15 protein-coding genes are annotated in these 17,486 nt (G+C 57.2%); 6 read left to right on the top strand and 9 right to left on the bottom strand.

What is annotated here, in order from left to right; all coding sequences use genetic code 11:
- Nucleotides 1-4 precede the first annotated feature (4 nt).
- The 8 genes from FOT55_RS20200 to flhD all read right to left on the bottom strand — a co-directional run bounded on the left by FOT55_RS20200 (nucleotide 5) and on the right by flhD (nucleotide 9,158).
- Complete coding sequence (locus FOT55_RS20200; protein ID WP_038629515.1) at nucleotides 5-1,621, bottom strand: methyl-accepting chemotaxis protein; 1,617 nt, start codon at nucleotides 1,619-1,621, stop codon at nucleotides 5-7.
- 76 nt (nucleotides 1,622-1,697) lie between these two features.
- Nucleotides 1,698-3,368, bottom strand: coding sequence for a methyl-accepting chemotaxis protein (gene tsr, locus FOT55_RS20205; protein WP_025303270.1), 1,671 nt, complete (start codon nucleotides 3,366-3,368; stop codon nucleotides 1,698-1,700).
- Between the two features lie 195 nt (nucleotides 3,369-3,563).
- Complete coding sequence (cheW, locus tag FOT55_RS20210) at nucleotides 3,564-4,064, bottom strand: chemotaxis protein CheW (RefSeq protein WP_025303271.1); 501 nt, start codon at nucleotides 4,062-4,064, stop codon at nucleotides 3,564-3,566.
- A 32-nt stretch (nucleotides 4,065-4,096) separates the two neighbouring features.
- Nucleotides 4,097-6,118 carry a chemotaxis protein CheA gene (cheA, locus tag FOT55_RS20215; RefSeq protein ID WP_049206033.1) on the bottom strand — a complete coding sequence of 674 codons (2,022 nt, stop codon included), beginning with the start codon at nucleotides 6,116-6,118 and terminating at the stop codon, nucleotides 4,097-4,099.
- A complete protein-coding gene (motB, locus tag FOT55_RS20220) occupies nucleotides 6,115-7,191 on the bottom strand; it encodes a flagellar motor protein MotB (protein WP_043138656.1) in 1,077 nt (358 codons plus the stop codon). The genes cheA and motB overlap by 4 nt, the downstream gene beginning before the upstream one ends.
- On the bottom strand, nucleotides 7,188-8,078 hold the full coding sequence (gene motA / locus FOT55_RS20225) for a flagellar motor stator protein MotA (RefSeq protein ID WP_015378266.1): 891 nt from the start codon (nucleotides 8,076-8,078) through the stop codon (nucleotides 7,188-7,190). Before motA ends, motB begins: the two co-directional genes overlap by 4 nt.
- A gap of 145 nt (nucleotides 8,079-8,223) precedes the next feature.
- Nucleotides 8,224-8,808, bottom strand: coding sequence for a flagellar transcriptional regulator FlhC (gene flhC / locus FOT55_RS20230; RefSeq protein WP_016927281.1), 585 nt, complete (start codon nucleotides 8,806-8,808; stop codon nucleotides 8,224-8,226).
- Nucleotides 8,808-9,158 (bottom strand): flagellar transcriptional regulator FlhD, encoded by a 351-nt coding sequence (gene flhD, locus FOT55_RS20235; RefSeq protein ID WP_004934891.1) that lies wholly within the window; start codon nucleotides 9,156-9,158, stop codon nucleotides 8,808-8,810. Before flhD ends, flhC begins: the two co-directional genes overlap by 1 nt.
- Nucleotides 9,159-10,495: 1,337 nt before the next feature.
- On the opposite strand from flhD, the gene ydgT reads away from it, so the two are divergent.
- The 3 genes from ydgT to FOT55_RS20250 all read left to right on the top strand — a co-directional run bounded on the left by ydgT (nucleotide 10,496) and on the right by FOT55_RS20250 (nucleotide 12,445).
- The gene (gene ydgT / locus FOT55_RS20240) at nucleotides 10,496-10,711 is read left to right on the top strand and encodes a transcription modulator YdgT (RefSeq protein WP_025303274.1); all 216 of its coding nucleotides are present in this window, start codon (nucleotides 10,496-10,498) and stop codon (nucleotides 10,709-10,711) included.
- Between the two features lie 197 nt (nucleotides 10,712-10,908).
- Nucleotides 10,909-11,328 (top strand): universal stress protein UspC, encoded by a 420-nt coding sequence (gene uspC / locus FOT55_RS20245; protein WP_147823930.1) that lies wholly within the window; start codon nucleotides 10,909-10,911, stop codon nucleotides 11,326-11,328.
- An 85-nt stretch (nucleotides 11,329-11,413) separates the two neighbouring features.
- Nucleotides 11,414-12,445, top strand: coding sequence for an NADP-dependent oxidoreductase (locus FOT55_RS20250; RefSeq protein ID WP_025303276.1), 1,032 nt, complete (start codon nucleotides 11,414-11,416; stop codon nucleotides 12,443-12,445).
- Between the two features lie 34 nt (nucleotides 12,446-12,479).
- Here the strand turns inward: FOT55_RS20250 and pcp are convergent, their stop codons facing one another.
- Complete coding sequence (pcp, locus tag FOT55_RS20255) at nucleotides 12,480-13,127, bottom strand: pyroglutamyl-peptidase I (protein ID WP_025303277.1); 648 nt, start codon at nucleotides 13,125-13,127, stop codon at nucleotides 12,480-12,482.
- 97 nt (nucleotides 13,128-13,224) lie between these two features.
- On the opposite strand from pcp, the gene FOT55_RS20260 reads away from it, so the two are divergent.
- From FOT55_RS20260 to FOT55_RS20270, 3 genes are all read left to right on the top strand, one after another.
- Nucleotides 13,225-14,157, top strand: a complete 933-nt coding sequence (locus FOT55_RS20260; RefSeq protein ID WP_025303278.1) for a LysR family transcriptional regulator — start codon at nucleotides 13,225-13,227, stop codon at nucleotides 14,155-14,157.
- Nucleotides 14,158-14,669: 512 nt separating this feature from the next.
- Nucleotides 14,670-17,009 (top strand): type VI secretion system Vgr family protein, encoded by a 2,340-nt coding sequence (locus FOT55_RS20265; protein WP_147823931.1) that lies wholly within the window; start codon nucleotides 14,670-14,672, stop codon nucleotides 17,007-17,009.
- Between the two features lie 10 nt (nucleotides 17,010-17,019).
- Nucleotides 17,020-17,409, top strand: coding sequence for a DUF3592 domain-containing protein (locus tag FOT55_RS20270; RefSeq protein ID WP_025303280.1), 390 nt, complete (start codon nucleotides 17,020-17,022; stop codon nucleotides 17,407-17,409).
- Nucleotides 17,410-17,486 lie beyond the last annotated feature (77 nt).

The raw sequence follows: 17,486 nt of genomic DNA on the forward strand, positions 1-17,486 counted from the left end.
CGGTTTAACAATCTTGGGCTTCCTTTACCACGGGTGAAACTGCGTTGCTGCTGTTACCTGGCGCGACGAAGTTATCGTCCGCCAGACGGAATACCGCGACCGCGTCGGCCAGGGTAATGGCCTGCTCTTCCAGCGCGGTGGCGGCAGAAGCGGACTCTTCCACCAACGCGGCGTTCTGCTGGGTGACCTGATCCATCTGGGTCACCGCCTGCGTCACCTGCTCGATGCCGCGGCTCTGTTCATCCGACGCCGACGCGATCTCGCCCATGATGTCGGTCACGCGGGTCACCGAACGCACAATGTCCTGCATGGTGGCGCCGGAGTTTTCCACCAGCACCGAGCCGTGCTTGACGCGGCTGACCGATTCGTCGATCAGCCCCTTGATCTCTTTCGCCGCCTGCGCGCTGCGGCTCGCCAGGTTGCGCACTTCGCCGGCGACCACGGCGAAACCGCGCCCTTGTTCACCGGCGCGCGCCGCTTCCACCGCCGCATTGAGCGCCAGAATGTTGGTCTGGAAGGCGATGCCGTCAATCACGCTGGTGATGGCGCCGATTTTCTGCGAACTGTTGGCGATATCGTGCATGGTGGTGACCACATCGCCGGCCAGCTCGCCGCCCTTGGCCGCGGTGGCCGAGGCGTCACGTGCCAGCTGAGAGGCCTGCCGCGCATTGTCGGCGTTCTGTTTCACCGTCGCGGTCAGCTGTTCCATGCTGGCGGCGGTCTCTTCCAGCGAAGCGGCCTGCTGCTCGGTGCGGGAAGACAGATCGTTATTGCCTTCGGAGATTTCCTGCAGGCCGATCAGAATCGACTCCGCCCCGTCGCGCACCGCGCCGACGGTGCCGATCAGCGACTGCTGCGTGCGTTGCAGGCTGGCGAACAGCATGCTGATTTCATTGCGGCCGTACACCTGAATCGGCGTCGCCAAATCGCCGGCGGCGATGCGTTCAAAGTGGCTGCGGATTTGGTTCAACGGCTGTACCAACATGGTGCGCAACCACCACATGGCGCTGCCGGTCACCACGATCAGCATCAAGACCGCCCCCGCCAGCATCAGGCCCGCCAGCGTGAAGGAGAACTGGTTGGCGTCCCTGGCTTCGCTGATGTCGCCGTTGACCAACTGCAGGTACTGCACGAAGTCGGCCTCGAACAGGTCCTGGGTTTTCTGCGTCGGCTGATCCATAAACGCCTGCAGCTCGCCCTTTTCCAGGAAACCGATCAGTTCACGCAGCGCGCCGCGCAGCCGCTCGTAGCTGGCCTTGGTGGTGGCCGTCTGCTGGCTTTGCTGTTCACTGCTGCGTTCAACCGCCATGAACTGATTGAAATAGAGATCGGCCTTCTGCAGCGAACTGCGGGCGCTGCTCATCAGTTCGTTCACCTGCTCCTGCGGCAGCTTCAGCGCCGCGCGGGTGCCGGCGCGGTTCAGCGTATTGCGCGCCTGCAACAGCGACACCCAACTCAGGCTGAGCGAATCGCGCTGCTGGCTGCCGAGGGTGATGATGTCGAGGTTGTGGTTATCGGAGCGAAACGCGGAATACGACAGGCCGCTGCTGGCCAACTGCAGAACGCAGAAGGTCATCAACAACAGGAATAAGCTGGTAGAGATACGGATTCGGTTAAACACTGTGAACCTCCTTGCAGCCGGCCGGCGACCGGCCTACGTAGGGAAAAGGGCCCCTGCGAGAGAGGCCCGATACCGGTCAGAACGTTTCCCAGTTATCCTGCAGATCGCTGGCGTTCATTTTCTTATGATTGATTACCGGTGTTACCGTCGCCTTGCTGGTGACAGGCGCTTTAAACTCTTCCTGGCCTTCCTGCCTCAGGCGGAATACCGCCACCGACTGGGTCAGCATGCTGGCCTGTTCTTCCAGCGCCGCCGCCGCCGAGGCGGATTCTTCCACCAACGAGGCGTTCTGCTGGGTGACGCGGTCCATTTCCGCTACCGCCTGGCCAACCTGATCGATACCGCGGCTCTGCTCGTCCGACGCCGAGGCGATTTCGCCCATGATGTCGGTCACGCGGGTGACGGCATTGACGATGTCGCCCATGGTTTCACCGGCGCTTTCGACCAGCACAGAGCCCATATCGACGCGGCTGACCGAATCTTCGATCAGGCCTTTGATCTCTTTCGCCGCCTGCGCGCTGCGCTGCGCCAGGTTACGCACTTCGCCGGCCACCACCGCGAAGCCGCGGCCCTGCTCGCCGGCACGCGCCGCTTCCACCGCGGCGTTCAACGCCAGGATGTTGGTCTGGAAGGCGATACCGTCGATCACGCCGGTGATATCGGCAATTTTCTGCGAGCTGCCGGCGATGTCATGCATGGTCTGCACCACGTTGGCCACAACCTTGCCGCCTTTCTGTGCGGTTTCGGAGGCGCTCAACGCCAGCTGTGAAGCCTGACGGGCGTTTTCGGCGTTCTGTTTCACCGTCGCGGTCAGCTGTTCCATGCTGGCGGCGGTCTCTTCCAGCGACGCGGCCTGCTGCTCGGTGCGGGAGGAGAGATCGTTGTTGCCCGCAGCGATTTCTGACGCGCCGCTGTAGATGGCATCCGCGCCCTGACGTACGCCGCTGACGGTTTCAATCAGTTCGCCTTGCATGTGTTTCAGGCTGGCCGCCAGCACGCCCATTTCGTTGCGGCTGTTGACGACGATCTGCTGAGTCAGGTCGCCGGCGGCGATCTGTTTGATGTGATCGATCATGCGGTTCAGCGGGCGCACCAGGATGTGATGGATACCGGTCCAGACCAGCACGATCACCGCCAGCACCACCACCAGGATCACGATCAGCGTCCAGATGGCCGAGTTATAGGAGCTGTTGCTGCCGTCGACTGCGATTTGATAGAGCTTGCCGTTTTGCTCCAGGTAAACGTTGTAGCTCTGCTCAAAGTTGTCCTGGTAGCTCTGCGTAGGCTGATCGAAGAACGCGTTGATCTTGCCTTCGCCCAGCAGTTGGATCAGCTCGGAGAGCGCACCGTACAGAATGTCGTATTGCTGTTTAACGCGTTCCGCCGACTGGGGGTCCTGACGCGGATCCTGCGGGATTTTTTCGTACGCGGCATAGTGTCTTTCCGCTTCGCCCAGCTCTTCTTTCGCCTTGGCCAGCAGTTCATCAATGGTGGCGCCGCTGCCGATCTTGTTGGTATCCATCATGTAGCGAATACCGGCACGGTTCAGGGAGTTGCGCGCCTGCAGCAGGTCAACGCGGCTTTCACTCAGCTGCAGCTGCTGCTGGCGGATAGTTTGCAGGACGGTAAAGTTTTCCTTATCGCTTTTCAGCGAGGAGAAAAAGAGTCCGCCCGAAATCAACTGCAAGGCGCCAAACAGCACCAACACCAGCAACAGGCTGGTGACCACCTTCATACGATTTAACATGATTTCCCTTGTTGAAGCCCGCGCAGACAGGCTCTGATGACGTTGAATGTGAGAGTTATCGGCGCCGCGCGGCAAAACTTTATGCGGGAAAGTAACTATTTTTAGTGGGGGTTACAGGTACGGTCTGCGGCATCGCGACAGGTCAGGAAGAGTGATGGATGAAGGGGGCAGCGCCCTGCCCCCTGGGATCATGAATCAGACGCTTTTCGCCACGCTGTCGACCAGCGACATCTCTTCGCTGCTCAGCAGCTTTTCGATATCCACCAGGATCAACATGCGCTCGCCCAGCGAACCGAGGCCGGTCAGGTATTCAGTCGCCAGCGTCACCGCGAACTCCGGCGCCGGACGGATCTGCTCGGCGGTCAATGACAGCACGTCGGAGACGCCGTCAACCACGATGCCCACCACGCGCTGGCCAAAGTTCAGTACGATCACCACGGTGTTCTCATCGTAAGACACGCTTTGCTGCGAGAATTTCACCCGCAGATCGATGATCGGGACGATCACGCCGCGCAGGTTAGTGACCCCCTTGATGAACGCCGGGGTGTTGGCGATGCGGGTCACCTGATCGTAGCCGCGAATTTCCTGCACCTTGAGGATATCGATGCCGTACTCCTCGTTGCCCAGGGTGAAAATCAGAAACTCTTGCCCTACCGTTTCGCCAGCCAACTTGCTGACGGCTGCCAATCCTGCCATATCATTCACCTTTTAAATCAATAAACTCATTATTATGCGGCGGCGTCCGTCAGACGCTTTTCACGGTTCAAGGTTTGCAACGCCGAGACATCGACGATCAAGGCTACGCTGCCGTCGCCCAAAATGGTCGCGGCGGAGATGCCCGGCACTTTGCGGTAGTTGCTTTCCAGATTCTTCACCACCACCTGATGCTGGCCGATCAGCTGATCCACCAGCAACGCATAGCGGCGGCCGGCACTTTGCAGGATGACGACGATGCCCTGCGTGGCGTCGGTTTTGGCGCCTTCCACTTCAAATACCCGATACAGTTCTACCAGCGGCAGGTATTCGCCGCGCACCTGCAGCACGCGTTCGCCGCCGGCCAACGGATGAAGATCTTCCGCCTGCGGCTGCAGCGATTCCATCACCGCGTTCAGCGGCAGAATGAAGACTTCGTCGTTCACCTTGACCGACATGCCGTCAAGGATCGCCAGCGTCAACGGCAGCAGGATGCGGATGGTGGTGCCTTTACCGGCCTGTGAACGGATCTCGACGTGGCCGCCCATCTCCTGAATATTCCGTTTCACCACGTCCATGCCGACGCCACGGCCGGAAACGTCGGTCACCTGCTCGGCGGTAGAGAAGCCCGGAGCAAAGATCAGCATGCCGACCTCTTCGTCGCTCATGCTGTCGCTGACCGCCAGCCCTTGCGACGCGGCCTTGGCGAGAATTTTTTCGCGGTTCAGGCCGGCGCCATCGTCGATGACCTCAATACAGATGTTGCCACCCTGATGTTCGGCCGACAGCACCAGATTGCCCACCGCCGATTTACCGGCGGCGATGCGGGTGGCCGGTTCTTCGATACCGTGATCGAGGCTGTTGCGCACCAGGTGCGTCAACGGATCGATAATCCGTTCGATCAGGCTCTTGTCCAGTTCGGTGGAGCTGCCCTGCAGCGTCAGTTCCACCTGTTTGTTCAGCTTGCCGGCCAAATCGCGCACCAGGCGCGGGTAGCGGCTGAAGACATATTCCATCGGCATCATGCGGATCGACATGACCGACTCTTGAAGATCGCGCGCGTTACGCTCCAGCTGGCTCATGCTGTTCAGCAGATCGCCGTGGTTCACCGGATCCAGCGTGCCGGAGCGTTGCGCCAGCATCGACTGGGTGATCACCAGTTCGCCCACCAGGTTGATCAGCTGATCCACTTTTTCCACCGCCACGCGAATGCTGGTGGATTCGCTCGCCTTGGCGCGCGCTTTTGGCGCTTCCGCCGCTGCGGCGGCCGGTTTAGTGGCGGGCGGCACGGCGCTGGCGACCGGCGCTGGCGCAGGTTCCGGCACGGCGACCGCTTCCGGTAAGCTCGCTTCCACGGCGGCCGGTTCGCTTTGCGTCGGCGTCGAGAAGCTGATTTGTTCCGGTTCCAACACGAAGCACAGCACGGCGCTGATGTCGTCTTCGCTGGCGGAGGTGAGCAACGTCACGTCCAGACTGTGTTCCGTCTGATGCGGATCTTTAACCTCGCCGAGGTTGCCCAGCTCTTCCAACATCAAGGGGATTTCACTGGCTTTTAGCCCGTTCAGGCTGATGCGCATGCCGCCTTCGATCGCCGCCGGCGCGGCTGCGTGCTGAACAACGGGCTGCTGAACGGCCGGTTGAACCGCGGGCGCCTCCTGCTGCTGTTGCGCTTCCAACGCCAGCTGGCGCAGCGCCTGGCAAATGTATTCAAAGCTTTCGGCGTCAGGCTGTTGCGAGGTTTTATAGGCGTCCAGTTGCTCCTGCATAATGTCTTTGGTTTCCAGAAACAGGTTGATAATCTCGGTGCTCAGGCTCATTTCCTGGCGTCTTGCACCGTCCAGCAGGTTCTCCAGCAGGTGGGTAGTTTCCTGCAGCACCGAAAAGCCAAAGGTCGCCGCACCGCCCTTGATCGAGTGTGCCGCGCGGAAGATGGCGTTCAACGGCTCGATATCGGGGGCCAGCGGATCCAGCTCAAGCAGGTGTTGCTCCATGTCGGCCAGCAACTCGTCCGCCTCATCAAAGAAGGTCTGATAAAAATCGCTAATGTCCATGCTCACGGGGTCACCTCTGGCTGTGAGTCGCGGTTAGTCGGTGCGGGCGCAGCCGCCGATTGTTCCGGCGTTTGGCCGGCCGGGGCTATCGCCGGGGATGTCTGCGATTGGGCGGCAGGGTCCATCGCCGGCGGCGTCGCTTGATCGGTCGGCGTTACCGCCTGGGGTTCCGGCGTTTGGCTGGCCGGCGCAGTCGCCGACGGCGCCAGCTGCTTCAGGCTATCCGGCTGGGCGATATCCATCGCGTTGCTTTCGGCATTTTCGTGTTCGATGCCCTCTTGCGTTTGCTTGTTCAGCACCAGCACGGTGATACGACGGTTGATCGCATCATCGGCGCCGTGCTGTTTCAGGCTCATGGTGGCCGCCATGCCCACTACCCGCAGCACCTTGCCTTCCGCCAGGCCGCCGGCAATCAGCTCGCGTCGGGAGGCGTTGGCGCGATCGGCCGACAGTTCCCAGTTGCTGTAGCCGCGCTCGCCGGTGGCGTAAGGGATATCATCGGTGTGGCCGGACAGGCTGATCTTGTTCGGCAGGTCGTTGAGGATCGGCGCTATCGCCCGCAGAATATCGCGCATATAACTCTCGACCTGCGCGCTGCCGGTTTTGAACATCGGCCGGTTCTGGCTATCGATAATCTGAATGCGCAGCCCCTCATCCATCATGTTGATCAACAGATGCGGACGCAGCGCCTTCAGGCGCGGATCGGACTCAATCAACTCATCCAGCTTTTCGCGCAGCTTGTTTAGGCGCAGCTCTTCGGCGCGCGAGTCCGGCGAGTCGACCTGCTTTCTCACCAGGCCATGCTGTTGCGTCGGATCGTCGCCGCCGCCCGGGATTGGGCTGCTTTCGGAACTGCTCTTGTCGCCGCTGGTGAGGGCAACCTTGAGCGGCGTGCGGAAATATTCGGCGATTTGCGTCAGCTCCTGCGGGCTGGCGATCGCCAGCAGCCACATCACCAGGAAGAACGCCATCATCGCCGTCATAAAGTCGGCATAAGCGATCTTCCAGGAGCCGCCGTGATGGGCGGCATGATGCGACTTGCGCTTTCTGACCAGAACGACCGGATGATTCTGTTTCATGCTTCTTCTTCTTCCGTCGCCTGCTGCGCCGGCGCTTTCACGCGGCGCACGTGTTCTTCCAGCTCAACGAAAGAAGGACGTTCGGTGGTATACAGCGTTTTGCGGCCAAACTCGACCGCGATCTGCGGTGCGTATCCGTTCAGGCTCGACAGCAGCGTGACCTTGATGCACTGCATCATCTTGACGTTTTCGGCGCTCTTCTGGCGCAGCAACGTGGCCAGCGGCGAGATGAAGCCGTAGGCCAACAGAATACCGAGGAAAGTACCGACCATGGCGTTAGCGATCAGCGCGCCCAGTTCCGCGGCCGGCCGATCGGCCGAAGCCAGGGCGTGTACCACCCCCATCACCGCCGCGACGATACCGAACGCAGGCAAGGAGTCACCCACCATCGCCAAACTGCCGGCGGGCACTTCGCTTTCCTGCTCGTAGGTTTCGATCTCTTCGTCCATCAGCGCTTCGATCTCGAACGCATTCATATTGCCGCTCACCATCAGCCGTAAATAGTCGGTAATGAACTCCACCAGGGTGTTATCGGCAAGGATGCGCGGATAATTAGAGAAAATTTCACTTTCTTGCGGATTATCGATGTCGAACTCGAGCGACAGCATGCCTTGCTGACGCGATTTGGCCAGCAGGCGGAACAACAGCGCCATCAGATCCATGTACAGATCTTTGTTGTATTTGGAACGGCGCATCAGCCGCGGCAGCGCGCGCAGCGTGGCCTTGATCGCCTTGCCGTTGTTGCCGACGATGAAAGCGCCGACACCCGCCCCGCCGATAATCAGAAACTCCGCCGGTTGGTATAACGCACCGAGATGACCGCCCACGATCAGGTAGCCGCCAAACACCGCACCCAATACCACGAGATAACCCAAAATAACTAGCACACGCATTCCTTAAATTAACAATGTGGATGGAAGGTGGGGCAAACGCGCCCTGGCGCGACAGACCAGGCTGCGTGTCTGGGGGCGGCATGCCGCCCCTGCGTATCACACGTCGGTATTCATTGCCGAGAGCCGGCAACGTGGCGGCTCAAATGGCGCGTTTGACCTGCTCGTCCAGCAGTTGAGGAATAATATCGGCCAGTTGCGGCGAAAGTTTACGTCTTTTTACGGCGCGGGATGGAGGTTGGCATAAACTGCAGATGAAACCATTCAGCGGCTGATGCGCATGAGTGATAAATGCGCCGCCGCAGCAGCTGCAGGCGGAGAGCTGCAACATGCCGCTATCGACGAAGCGCACCAGCGTCCAGGCGCGGGTCAGCGCCAGCAACGGCGCCTCGCCGGCCTGCTGCGGACACTGCTCGAGATAGAGGCGATAGGCTTTGATCACCGCCTCCACTCCGCTGCACTGCCCGCTTTTCATCAGAAACAGGTAGGCGTTGTAAAACATCGACGAGTGAATATTTTGTTCCCAGGTCATAAACCAGTCGGTTGAGAACGGTAACATTCCTTTTGGCGGCGGGCTGCCGCGTAACTCCTTGTAAAGTTTAATCAAGCGCCCGCGGCTGAGCTGAGTTTCACTCTCCAGCATCTGCAGTCGGGCTCCCAGCGAAATCAGCTCCATAGCGAGCTGAATGTCCTTGGCTTCTTGAACGATACTTTTCTCAACCATCATCAGGCTCTTTTCTTCGTCGGGCTAGCGTCTTTACTCGATAGCTCTTGCAGTAAATGGCTTGATAGCAAAATGCCGGTATGGATTTGTTGCAGATCGTCGACGCGCGACTCTTTGGTCAGGCGTTCGATGGTCTGGCTTTCGTTAAAGCGGAAGTGGCAAACCAGCTGGTTGGTCTCGGCCAGTTTGACCATTTGCGGCAAAGTCAGCTGCGCCAGCGCATCGGCCATGGTTTCATCAATACCCAGGCGGAACATCGCGGACGCTTTTTCATCGTTGATCAAACGCTGTGCTAAAAGTAAATATGACAAATTGATGTCATAAATATGCTTAAGTAATTCAGACGTACCCATATTCCCCATCCCGACAGACTATGTTTAAAAACATACGCTGGGTGATAAATTTTATCGCCCGTGACTTGGGTTGTTTCCCAAAGTTGGCAAATTAATCTCTCAAAAACGACTGCTATAATTTTCTACAATCGCTAAATTCGACCACTGTTCAGTATTTGCTACGAGCGTAAACCTACGTGTATGGATGTACAGCATTCTGCTTCGATAGTGTTTAGTCACCATGAAACTATTTTTACAAATTTAATAAGATTATTCCTAAAGCAGCGCAACTCTACCCCCGAACCATTAGCACACACAATGTAAGTGAGAGGCAATTTTAAATACAATGTGACATAGATCACAAAAATAAAAAATAATTAAGCCAAATACCCCCAAATACGCTCACTTATTGACCGCCATTTTGTACACAAAACAACCATGGGTAAAAAAACGTCTTAAAAACAATGTTTATCCGCCAAAAAATTATCTTTTTTAGATCAATTCGAACAAAAGCATCACCAAACCAAAATAACAGAACAAAAATCTGCATATAGGCAACAAACTCAGTATAAATAACCATTTGAGTTACTAAAAAATATCCAAGCTGAAAAATAACCGGTGTAAACTATAAGGTTATTAGCTATCGGATTTGACTTAAGCCCCCAGCCTGAGGCTGTTTTAATTTTCAACATCAGGTGATTATGGCTTATCAATGATTCGCGGGCGTAGTGAACAAGCTCACAGACGTAACGATATGTTTCCGTATTAGCACGATGCAAGAATACTTTTTTTGCGTTAAATTCCGCCAAAACGATATATCGGCAGCTCGCCATAAAACTTTAATGCTTTTTATTTCTTTTTTGTCGTCGTGATAATTTCCCCTCATCCCCAGATGATTATTTACATGGCTTACGATTTCATCCCCTTATGGTCATAAAATAAAACGCAGTTTTGTTTTACTCTTCATATTTCTCCATCGAGAAAAACGGCGTTTTAACGTCAGCGGCGGCGAAAAACACCACCCAATGCCGCGGCCGGGTGAAAAAATCACTGCAGAATGAGGCCTGGCACGGCAGCGCGTGCTTGTGCACAGCAGCGACGACGACGCGTCTGCCGTCAGCCGCCCTGAGACTTTCCCTATTTCTCCATTTATCAGCAGGATGAGATTGCTGACGGCGCACGGGCATATTATGATTTATCAAAGCGCCGCTACGGGCGGCGTGACATCATTACCCAGTGCAATTTATCTACTTGAAATGATTTTTGTCAGGTCGTACATCACTACCTCGACGGCGTCGCCGTGAGCCGCCGATGTGTTATTCACCCGGCTTTAACTATTAACAGGCTATATTTTAATCATGACCGATACGCTCGAATATCTGCTGACATTCCGTAAATGCTCCTCTTTGGACAGCCTGGAGAAGGTGTACGACAAACTGAACTACTCCATTGAAAATGATACAGAAATGAGCAATATGTACCGCGCTGCCGACCACCGTCGCGCTGAGCTGGTTGCCGGTAAACTGTTCGATCTGGGCAAGGTGCCGAAAACGCTGTGGACGCAGGTGCTTTAATTCAGTGAAATTACGTGCGGCAACGGTTTTATCTTTTATTGCTATATAACCGGTGCAAATTCAGCTTTTATTGCCGCGCGTGATGCGAAACACATTTATTCCACCCGCCAGGTTCTACCCTTTATCCGACGCAAGACTTCCACCAAGGCCACCGATGCGGCAGCCTGAAACACGATGGATACAACAAGGAGTAGGATATGGGGTATCAAAACGTTCTGGTCACCGTTGCCGTTGCCCCTGACAGCCACCGTCTGGTGGAAAAGGCCGTCTCCATCGTCCGCCCTTACAGCGGCAGCATCACCTTGCTGAGCACGCTCGCCAACCCGGAAATGTACAATAATTTCGCCGGGCCAATGCTGGGCGATTTACGCACGTTGATGGAGGAGGAAACCCGGCTGTTTATGGAGGAACTGCGTCAACGCGCCGGTTACCCGATCGCCGAGACGTTGATCGTGCACGGCGAGCTGGGTGATAGCCTGGAATACGCCAGCCGCCGTCAGCCGTTCGACCTGCTGCTCTGCGGCAACCATCGCGACGGCATGATGAATAAGGTCTCCTGTTCCGCCGCCCGCTTTATCAATATCAGCCATATCGACGTGCTGATCGTTCCGCTCTAAGGCTAAGCACATTCGGTAACGTTGCCTTGCCGCCCCTGGACTAGGCTTAACGAATCTTGTTTGTCGCAACGCAAAGGAGCTTTCGATGTCCCCTTCTCAACAGAACCGCCGCTTCCTGCTGGCTTCGCGTCCGCACGGCGAACCGACGGCGGCCAACTTCCGTCTCGATACCGTCCCCGCACCGCAGCCCGCCGCCGGGCAGCTGGTGCTGCGCACTGTTTATCTGTCGCTGGATCCTTATATGCGCGGGCGCATGAGCGATGCCCCCTCCTACGCGCCGCCGGTGGAGATCGGTCAGGTCATGGTGGGCGGTACGGTATCGCGCGTGGCGGCTTCACAGCATCCCGATTTCAACGTCGGCGATTGGGTGTTGGGTTATGACGGCTGGCAGGATTACGCCCTGTCTGACGGCAGCGGCCTGCGCAACCTAGGCCCGCACCTGCCGCATCCTTCCCGCCTGCTGGGCGTGCTGGGCATGCCGGGATTTACCGCTTACATGGGGTTGCTCGACATCGGCCAACCGCAGGCAGGTGAAACGCTGGTGGTCGCCGCCGCCAGCGGTGCGGTCGGTTCGGTGGTCGGCCAAATCGGGAAGCTGAAAGGCTGCCGCGTCGTCGGCGTCGCCGGCGGTGCGGAAAAATGCCGCTATGTGGTGGAAGAGTTGGGTTTCGACGCCTGTCTCGATCACCGCGCCCCTGACTTTGCCGAACAGCTGGCGGCCGCCTGCCCAAAAGGCATCGACATCTATTACGAAAACGTCGGTGGGGCGGTGTTCGACGCCGTGCTGCCGCTGTTGAACACCAAAGCACGCATTCCGGTGTGCGGCATCATCGCCCATTACAATGCCACCGGATTACCTGCGGGGCCGGACCGCTTGCCCCTGCTGGAAGGGCTGATCCTGCGCAAACGCATCCGCATGCAGGGCTTTATCATCTTCGACGACTACGGCTCACGCTTTGACGAATTCTTGCAACAAATGAGCAGTTGGGTCGAACAGGGGAAAATCAAGTTCCGCGAGGACATCGTTGATGGGCTGGAGCAGGCGCCGCAGGCGTTTATCGGCCTGCTGCAGGGCAAAAACTTCGGCAAACTGGTGATCCGCGTCGCCGACGAATAACCCGTAGCAGGGCGTGGTACACCACGCCCTGCTTTTAATGTACGGCGCCGTCGCCGAATCGCACATCTTCCTCTACCGTCAGCGTCACCTGTACGACCGTGCGCACCGCTTCCACCATCGTCGCCAGCGCCATGCTCGGCTTGCCCGGATGGGACGCCGCCAGTTCATGACTGTACGGAATATGTACGAATCCACCCCTGACACTCACGTGCTGCGTCTCCAGATAGTGCCGCAGACCGTAAAAAATATGGTTGCAGTTATAGGTACCTGCCGTATAAGAAACCGCCGCCGGGATCCCCTGTCGGCGCAGCTGCTGCACTGCGGCCTTCACCGGCAACGTGCTAAAATACCCTACCGGCCCGCCGGCCACCACCGGTACGTCGATCGGCTGTTTACCGGCATTGTCGGGAATGCGGGCATCGATCAGATTGATGGCCACCCGTTCCAGCGAAATCTCGGCCCGGCCGCCGGCCAGGCCCAGACAAATCACCGCCAGCGGCTGCAGCGCCTCAATCGCCGCGATCAATTGCTGATTGGCCACGCCCAATACGCAGGGCAGCTCGAGCACCGCGATCTCCGCGCCGGCAATATGTTCACCGGCCAGCGCCTGCGCAATTTGCCAGGAAGGATTCACCGCATCACCATCGAACGGCTCAATGCCGGTGACCAAGACTTTGTTCATCATTTCCCCTGATTGAAGGCTAAATTTGTGTGCTTTCAGCCTAAAGAACACAGTATGATTCTGGAAATGGATTATCTGTATATAGAGTATTCATAAAATGAATTTAGCCAGCGTCGATCTCAACTTGCTGGTGGTGTTTGAGGCGTTGTATCAGACGCGCAACGTCACCGCCGCAGGCCGGCGTCTTAACCGCGCTCAGCCCTCCGTCAGCAATGCATTGGCGCGGCTGCGCATTCTTCTCAACGATCCCCTGTTTGTGCGCAGCGGCGGCGGCATGTCACCCACGCCGCGCGCCCACCAATTGATGCCGCAAATACAGCAGGTGCTTGAACAGATCCATCTGGCGTTGGCCCCCCCTGCCCGTTTCGATCCGGCTACCGCCGGGCAGCGGCGTTTTACGCTGGCGGCCGGCGACTATGCCGATATCTTGCTGCTGCCCACCCTCATCAGCCGGTTGCGTCAGACCGCCCCCGGCATCGATATTCGCGTTTCGCGTCTGGATCGCCACAATATTTATCGGCAACTGGATCGCGGCGAGGTGGATATCGCGCTGGGAGGGCACCTTTCCGGTGCGGAGAGCCACTATGTGCGCACGTTGTTTGAAGAGCATCTGGTGTGTATCGCCAGCCGTTCACACCCACAGCTGGCGGATGGCCGCTGGGATCTGGCACGCTACCTCAGCCTGCCGCATGGGCTGTACGCACCGGCAGACGATGGCTCTGCCAGAGGGCTGGTCGACCGGCGTCTGGCGGAAATCGGCGGTCAGCGGCGCGTCGCCGTGACCTTTTCACATATTGCCGCTCTGCCGGCCGTGGTCGCCGACAGCGATCTGATCGCCACGCTGGCCGCCAGCGCGGCCCGGCATTTTTCCGATCCGCAACGCGTACGCATTCTCCCGCTGCCTGACGAGTTGGCCATCGCGCCTTTCCCCATTGAGCTGATCGCCGGCCGGCAGGCGCAACGCGACCCGGCGTTAATCTGGCTCTGCGAGCTGGTAGGTCAACTCTCCTTCGACTCCTCTCCACGTTAACGACGGTATTCGCTGCATTTTCAACCGTTCAAACGCATGTTCCCAGGCCCGTCGGTGGGCCCTGGGACGCCCACCAAATAGGAATCATCCGAATTAACATTCGCCAAATTTATATATTTGATCATCTTTAACTGGCAAATGGTAAGGATAAAAAACAGTCAGCGACTTTTTTTACGTAAAAAAAGAGTTGTTTTATAAGCACGTTGGCTTATGTGTTACACATTTATTCTTTGGTATTACCAATTTCCCAATAATTTGAGATAAAAAATGATCTGCTCGCATCTATATGTTTTAGATAGTAAAAAACAAGATCGTGAGCAAGTTAACGAATTGAGCATTGATCCACAAGGCTATTTTGCAAATGCAGAGCTCTATTGTAGACTGCACAAATCGTGCCTTTGTGTAAACTTTGTTAAATCTTTCGTCAGTTCCTGTCTCTATTCGTGACAGATACGCCATCGGGATCGCGCGTCAATTCTCGTGCGGTAGCTATGCCTAAAGCGGGGAATAGTATGGATCGTCTTATCATTGCGCACACGCCCTTGCCCTCCCATCAGCTGTTGTTCAGAAGCCTTTTCGGCGAGGAAAAACTGGCCGGATTGTTCGAGTTCGACGTCGAGTTGCTCAGCCCCGACAATCGGCTCGATCTGAAAGCGCTGCTGGGACAAAAAATCACGCTGGAGCTGCGGGGCAATCCGTTGGCACCGCGTTATCTCAACGGCAATATCACGCGCATGACCCTCTCCGGCCGAGAAGCTGGCGGCAACCGTTACTATATCTACCGCGCCGTGCTGCGCCCCACGCTGTGGTATCTGACGCAAAACCGCGATTTTCGCATCCACCAGGAAAAAACCGTTCCCGACATCCTGACTCAGGTGCTGGGGCAGTATCAGGTGAAAATCGATAACCGCCTGAGTTACGACTACCGCATCTGGGGATACTGCGTGCAGTATCAGGAGAGCGATTTCGATTTCATCAGCCGTCTGATGGAACACGAAGGCATCTATTATTATTTCACGCACCAGCAAGACGGCCATACGCTGGTGCTGGCTGACGCGCCGGCGGCCCATCAGGAACTCGCCGGCTACGCCAGCATTCCCTACCAGCTCGCGGAAGGTGGCCTGGTGGAAAACAAGGACAGCATCAATAGCTGGAGCGTTTCTGACGCCATCACGCCCAGCCTCTATAGCCTGGATGACTACGATTTTCGTAAGCCGCGCGCGCGGTTGCTGGAGGCCCGGCAGAATCCCGCCTCGTTCGCGCAGGACAAAGCCGAGGTGTTCGACTGGCCCGGTCGCTATACCGATCACGCCCACGGCCAGTTTTACGTCAAGGTTCGCCAACAGGAGTTCGAAGCGCAGCACGAGCAGATGAGCGGCGAAGGCAATTCGCAGGGCATTGCGCCCGGCTACCGTTTTCAACTGACCCAGGCGCCGCGTATGGAAGACAACCGCGCCTACCTGGTGGTCAGCGCGCAGTACTTCATGCAGGAAAACAGCTACGCCAGCAACGATAATGATGTTGGCGAGCAGCGAACCGAATTTCAGGTCGTTCCGGCGGACATCAATTGGCGCCCGGCGCGCACCACGCCTTGGCCGAAAACCCACGGCCCGCAAACTGCCGAAGTAGTGGGCCCGGAAGGCGAAAGCATCTGGACCGATAAATATGGCCGGGTGAAACTCAAATTCCGTTGGGATCGCCACGGCAGCGGCAATGAAACCAGTTCCTGTTGGGTGCGCGTCTCGAGCGCCTGGGCCGGCTGGAAATACGGTGGGATCCAGATCCCGCGCGTGGGTGAGGAAGTGGTGGTCGACTTTATCAACGGCGATCCGGATCGCCCTATCATCACCGGCCGCGTTTACAACGAAGACAGCATGCCGCCGTGGGATCTGCCCGGCGACGCCACTAAAATGGGCTTTATGAGCCGCAGTAAAGGCGGCGGCGCCGACAACGCCAGCTTCCTGTTCCTGGAAGACTCGCCCGGCAACGAATCGTTCGACATGCATGCCGAACGCAACATGAACATGACGGTGGAAAACGACAAGAACGTCAATATTGACGGCAGTCGCACCACCACCATCGGGCGCCAGCAGGACGACACCGTCACCGGCGACGCCACGTTCCTGTACAAAGCGAAACGCACGACGACCGTCAATGGGCTGGACACCGCCAACCTGAACGCTCACCAGACGGTGAACATCAAAGGCGGCCGCGACCTGACGATTATCGACGGCGGCGATAAAATCGACATCACCGGCAATCAGTCTTTCAAGCTTGACGGCGCGCAGACGCAAAACATTACGCAAACCCAGCATGTCACGGTGAAAGGCAACCAGACCCTCGACATTACCGAAGGGCAACAGACCAGCACCATCAAGCAGGGGCAGACCGTCAACATCACCGCCGGCGGTCAGCACACCACCATTACTGCCGGCGGGCAAGTCCTGACGATTGAAGCGGGCGGCCAGACCGCTACCGTGACCGGGGATGTCACCGAAACCTATAATAATAACCAGAACACGACGATCACCGGCACGCTGACCATCAAGGCGAAAACCATTGATATCACCAGTGCGGACGGCGTCTCGGTACAAACGCCGAACTGGAAAGATAACTGCCACGGCTGGAAATGGGTGGCGACCGGGGCCAATTTTGCCTTCTACGGCTCCAATCTTTCGTTGACGGCGACCAGCCTTAAACACACGATGCTGGATATCTCGCATAACCCGCTGTCGATCAGCAAAACCAATTTCAAGCTCAGTAATGATCCCATGACGTTCACTCAGCTTGGCGCGCTGGTCACCAACGGTGCCTTACGATTGAGCACCAAGGCGCTGGCGATCTTCTTGTAAAGGGACTCCCATGTCGAAGGCCAAAAATGTTTTCACCGTTATCGGGTTGATTTTATTGGCTCCCATCCTCAGTCTGGTGGGTTTTTTCAAATTCATCACGGTCGATATCTGGGGTTATTTCAAACATATCGGTTCTTCCCTCAGCGTGATGGAGAACGGTATTTCCGCTTCCGGGCAAATCGTCAGCATTCGCCAGACCAACCTGTGGGACGGAAATCGGCCGGTCTGCGAAGTCGAAGTCAAGTACATCGCCCAAGACGGAAAAAACCATACGGCCGTGGCGAAAGGCCCGATCAGCGTCGTGGATCTGCCGCGTTATCAGCCGGGCCATTTCACCGCGATAAAGTACGATCCGAAGAACCCCAAAAAAGCGGTGATCGAAGAGCTTTCCCGGCTTTGAGCGAAAAGGATCCCTTCAATTACGCGATCCGATTTCAACGTTCTGCAAACGGCTTATCGTTCATCAGTTCGCTAAAT

Origin of the sequence: Serratia bockelmannii (assembly GCF_008011855.1) — a bacterium.
Lineage (GTDB): Bacteria > Pseudomonadota > Gammaproteobacteria > Enterobacterales > Enterobacteriaceae > Serratia > Serratia bockelmannii.

Excerpts from the sequence above, each read along its gene's own strand:
- tsr (WP_025303270.1), bottom strand. The coding sequence starts at position 3,368 with ATGTTAAATCGTATGAAGGTGGTCACCAGCCTGTTGCTGGTGTTGGTG.
- cheW (WP_025303271.1), bottom strand. The coding sequence starts at position 4,064 with ATGGCAGGATTGGCAGCCGTCAGCAAGTTGGCTGGCGAAACGGTAGGG.
- motB (WP_043138656.1), bottom strand. The coding sequence starts at position 7,191 with ATGAAACAGAATCATCCGGTCGTTCTGGTCAGAAAGCGCAAGTCGCAT.
- flhC (WP_016927281.1), bottom strand. The coding sequence starts at position 8,808 with ATGATGGTTGAGAAAAGTATCGTTCAAGAAGCCAAGGACATTCAGCTC.
- flhD (WP_004934891.1), bottom strand. The coding sequence starts at position 9,158 with ATGGGTACGTCTGAATTACTTAAGCATATTTATGACATCAATTTGTCA.
- ydgT (WP_025303274.1), top strand. The coding sequence starts at position 10,496 with ATGACCGATACGCTCGAATATCTGCTGACATTCCGTAAATGCTCCTCT.
- uspC (WP_147823930.1), top strand. The coding sequence starts at position 10,909 with ATGGGGTATCAAAACGTTCTGGTCACCGTTGCCGTTGCCCCTGACAGC.
- FOT55_RS20250 (WP_025303276.1), top strand. The coding sequence starts at position 11,414 with ATGTCCCCTTCTCAACAGAACCGCCGCTTCCTGCTGGCTTCGCGTCCG.
- pcp (WP_025303277.1), bottom strand. The coding sequence starts at position 13,127 with ATGAACAAAGTCTTGGTCACCGGCATTGAGCCGTTCGATGGTGATGCG.
- FOT55_RS20260 (WP_025303278.1), top strand. The coding sequence starts at position 13,225 with ATGAATTTAGCCAGCGTCGATCTCAACTTGCTGGTGGTGTTTGAGGCG.
- FOT55_RS20265 (WP_147823931.1), top strand. The coding sequence starts at position 14,670 with ATGGATCGTCTTATCATTGCGCACACGCCCTTGCCCTCCCATCAGCTG.
- FOT55_RS20270 (WP_025303280.1), top strand. The coding sequence starts at position 17,020 with ATGTCGAAGGCCAAAAATGTTTTCACCGTTATCGGGTTGATTTTATTG.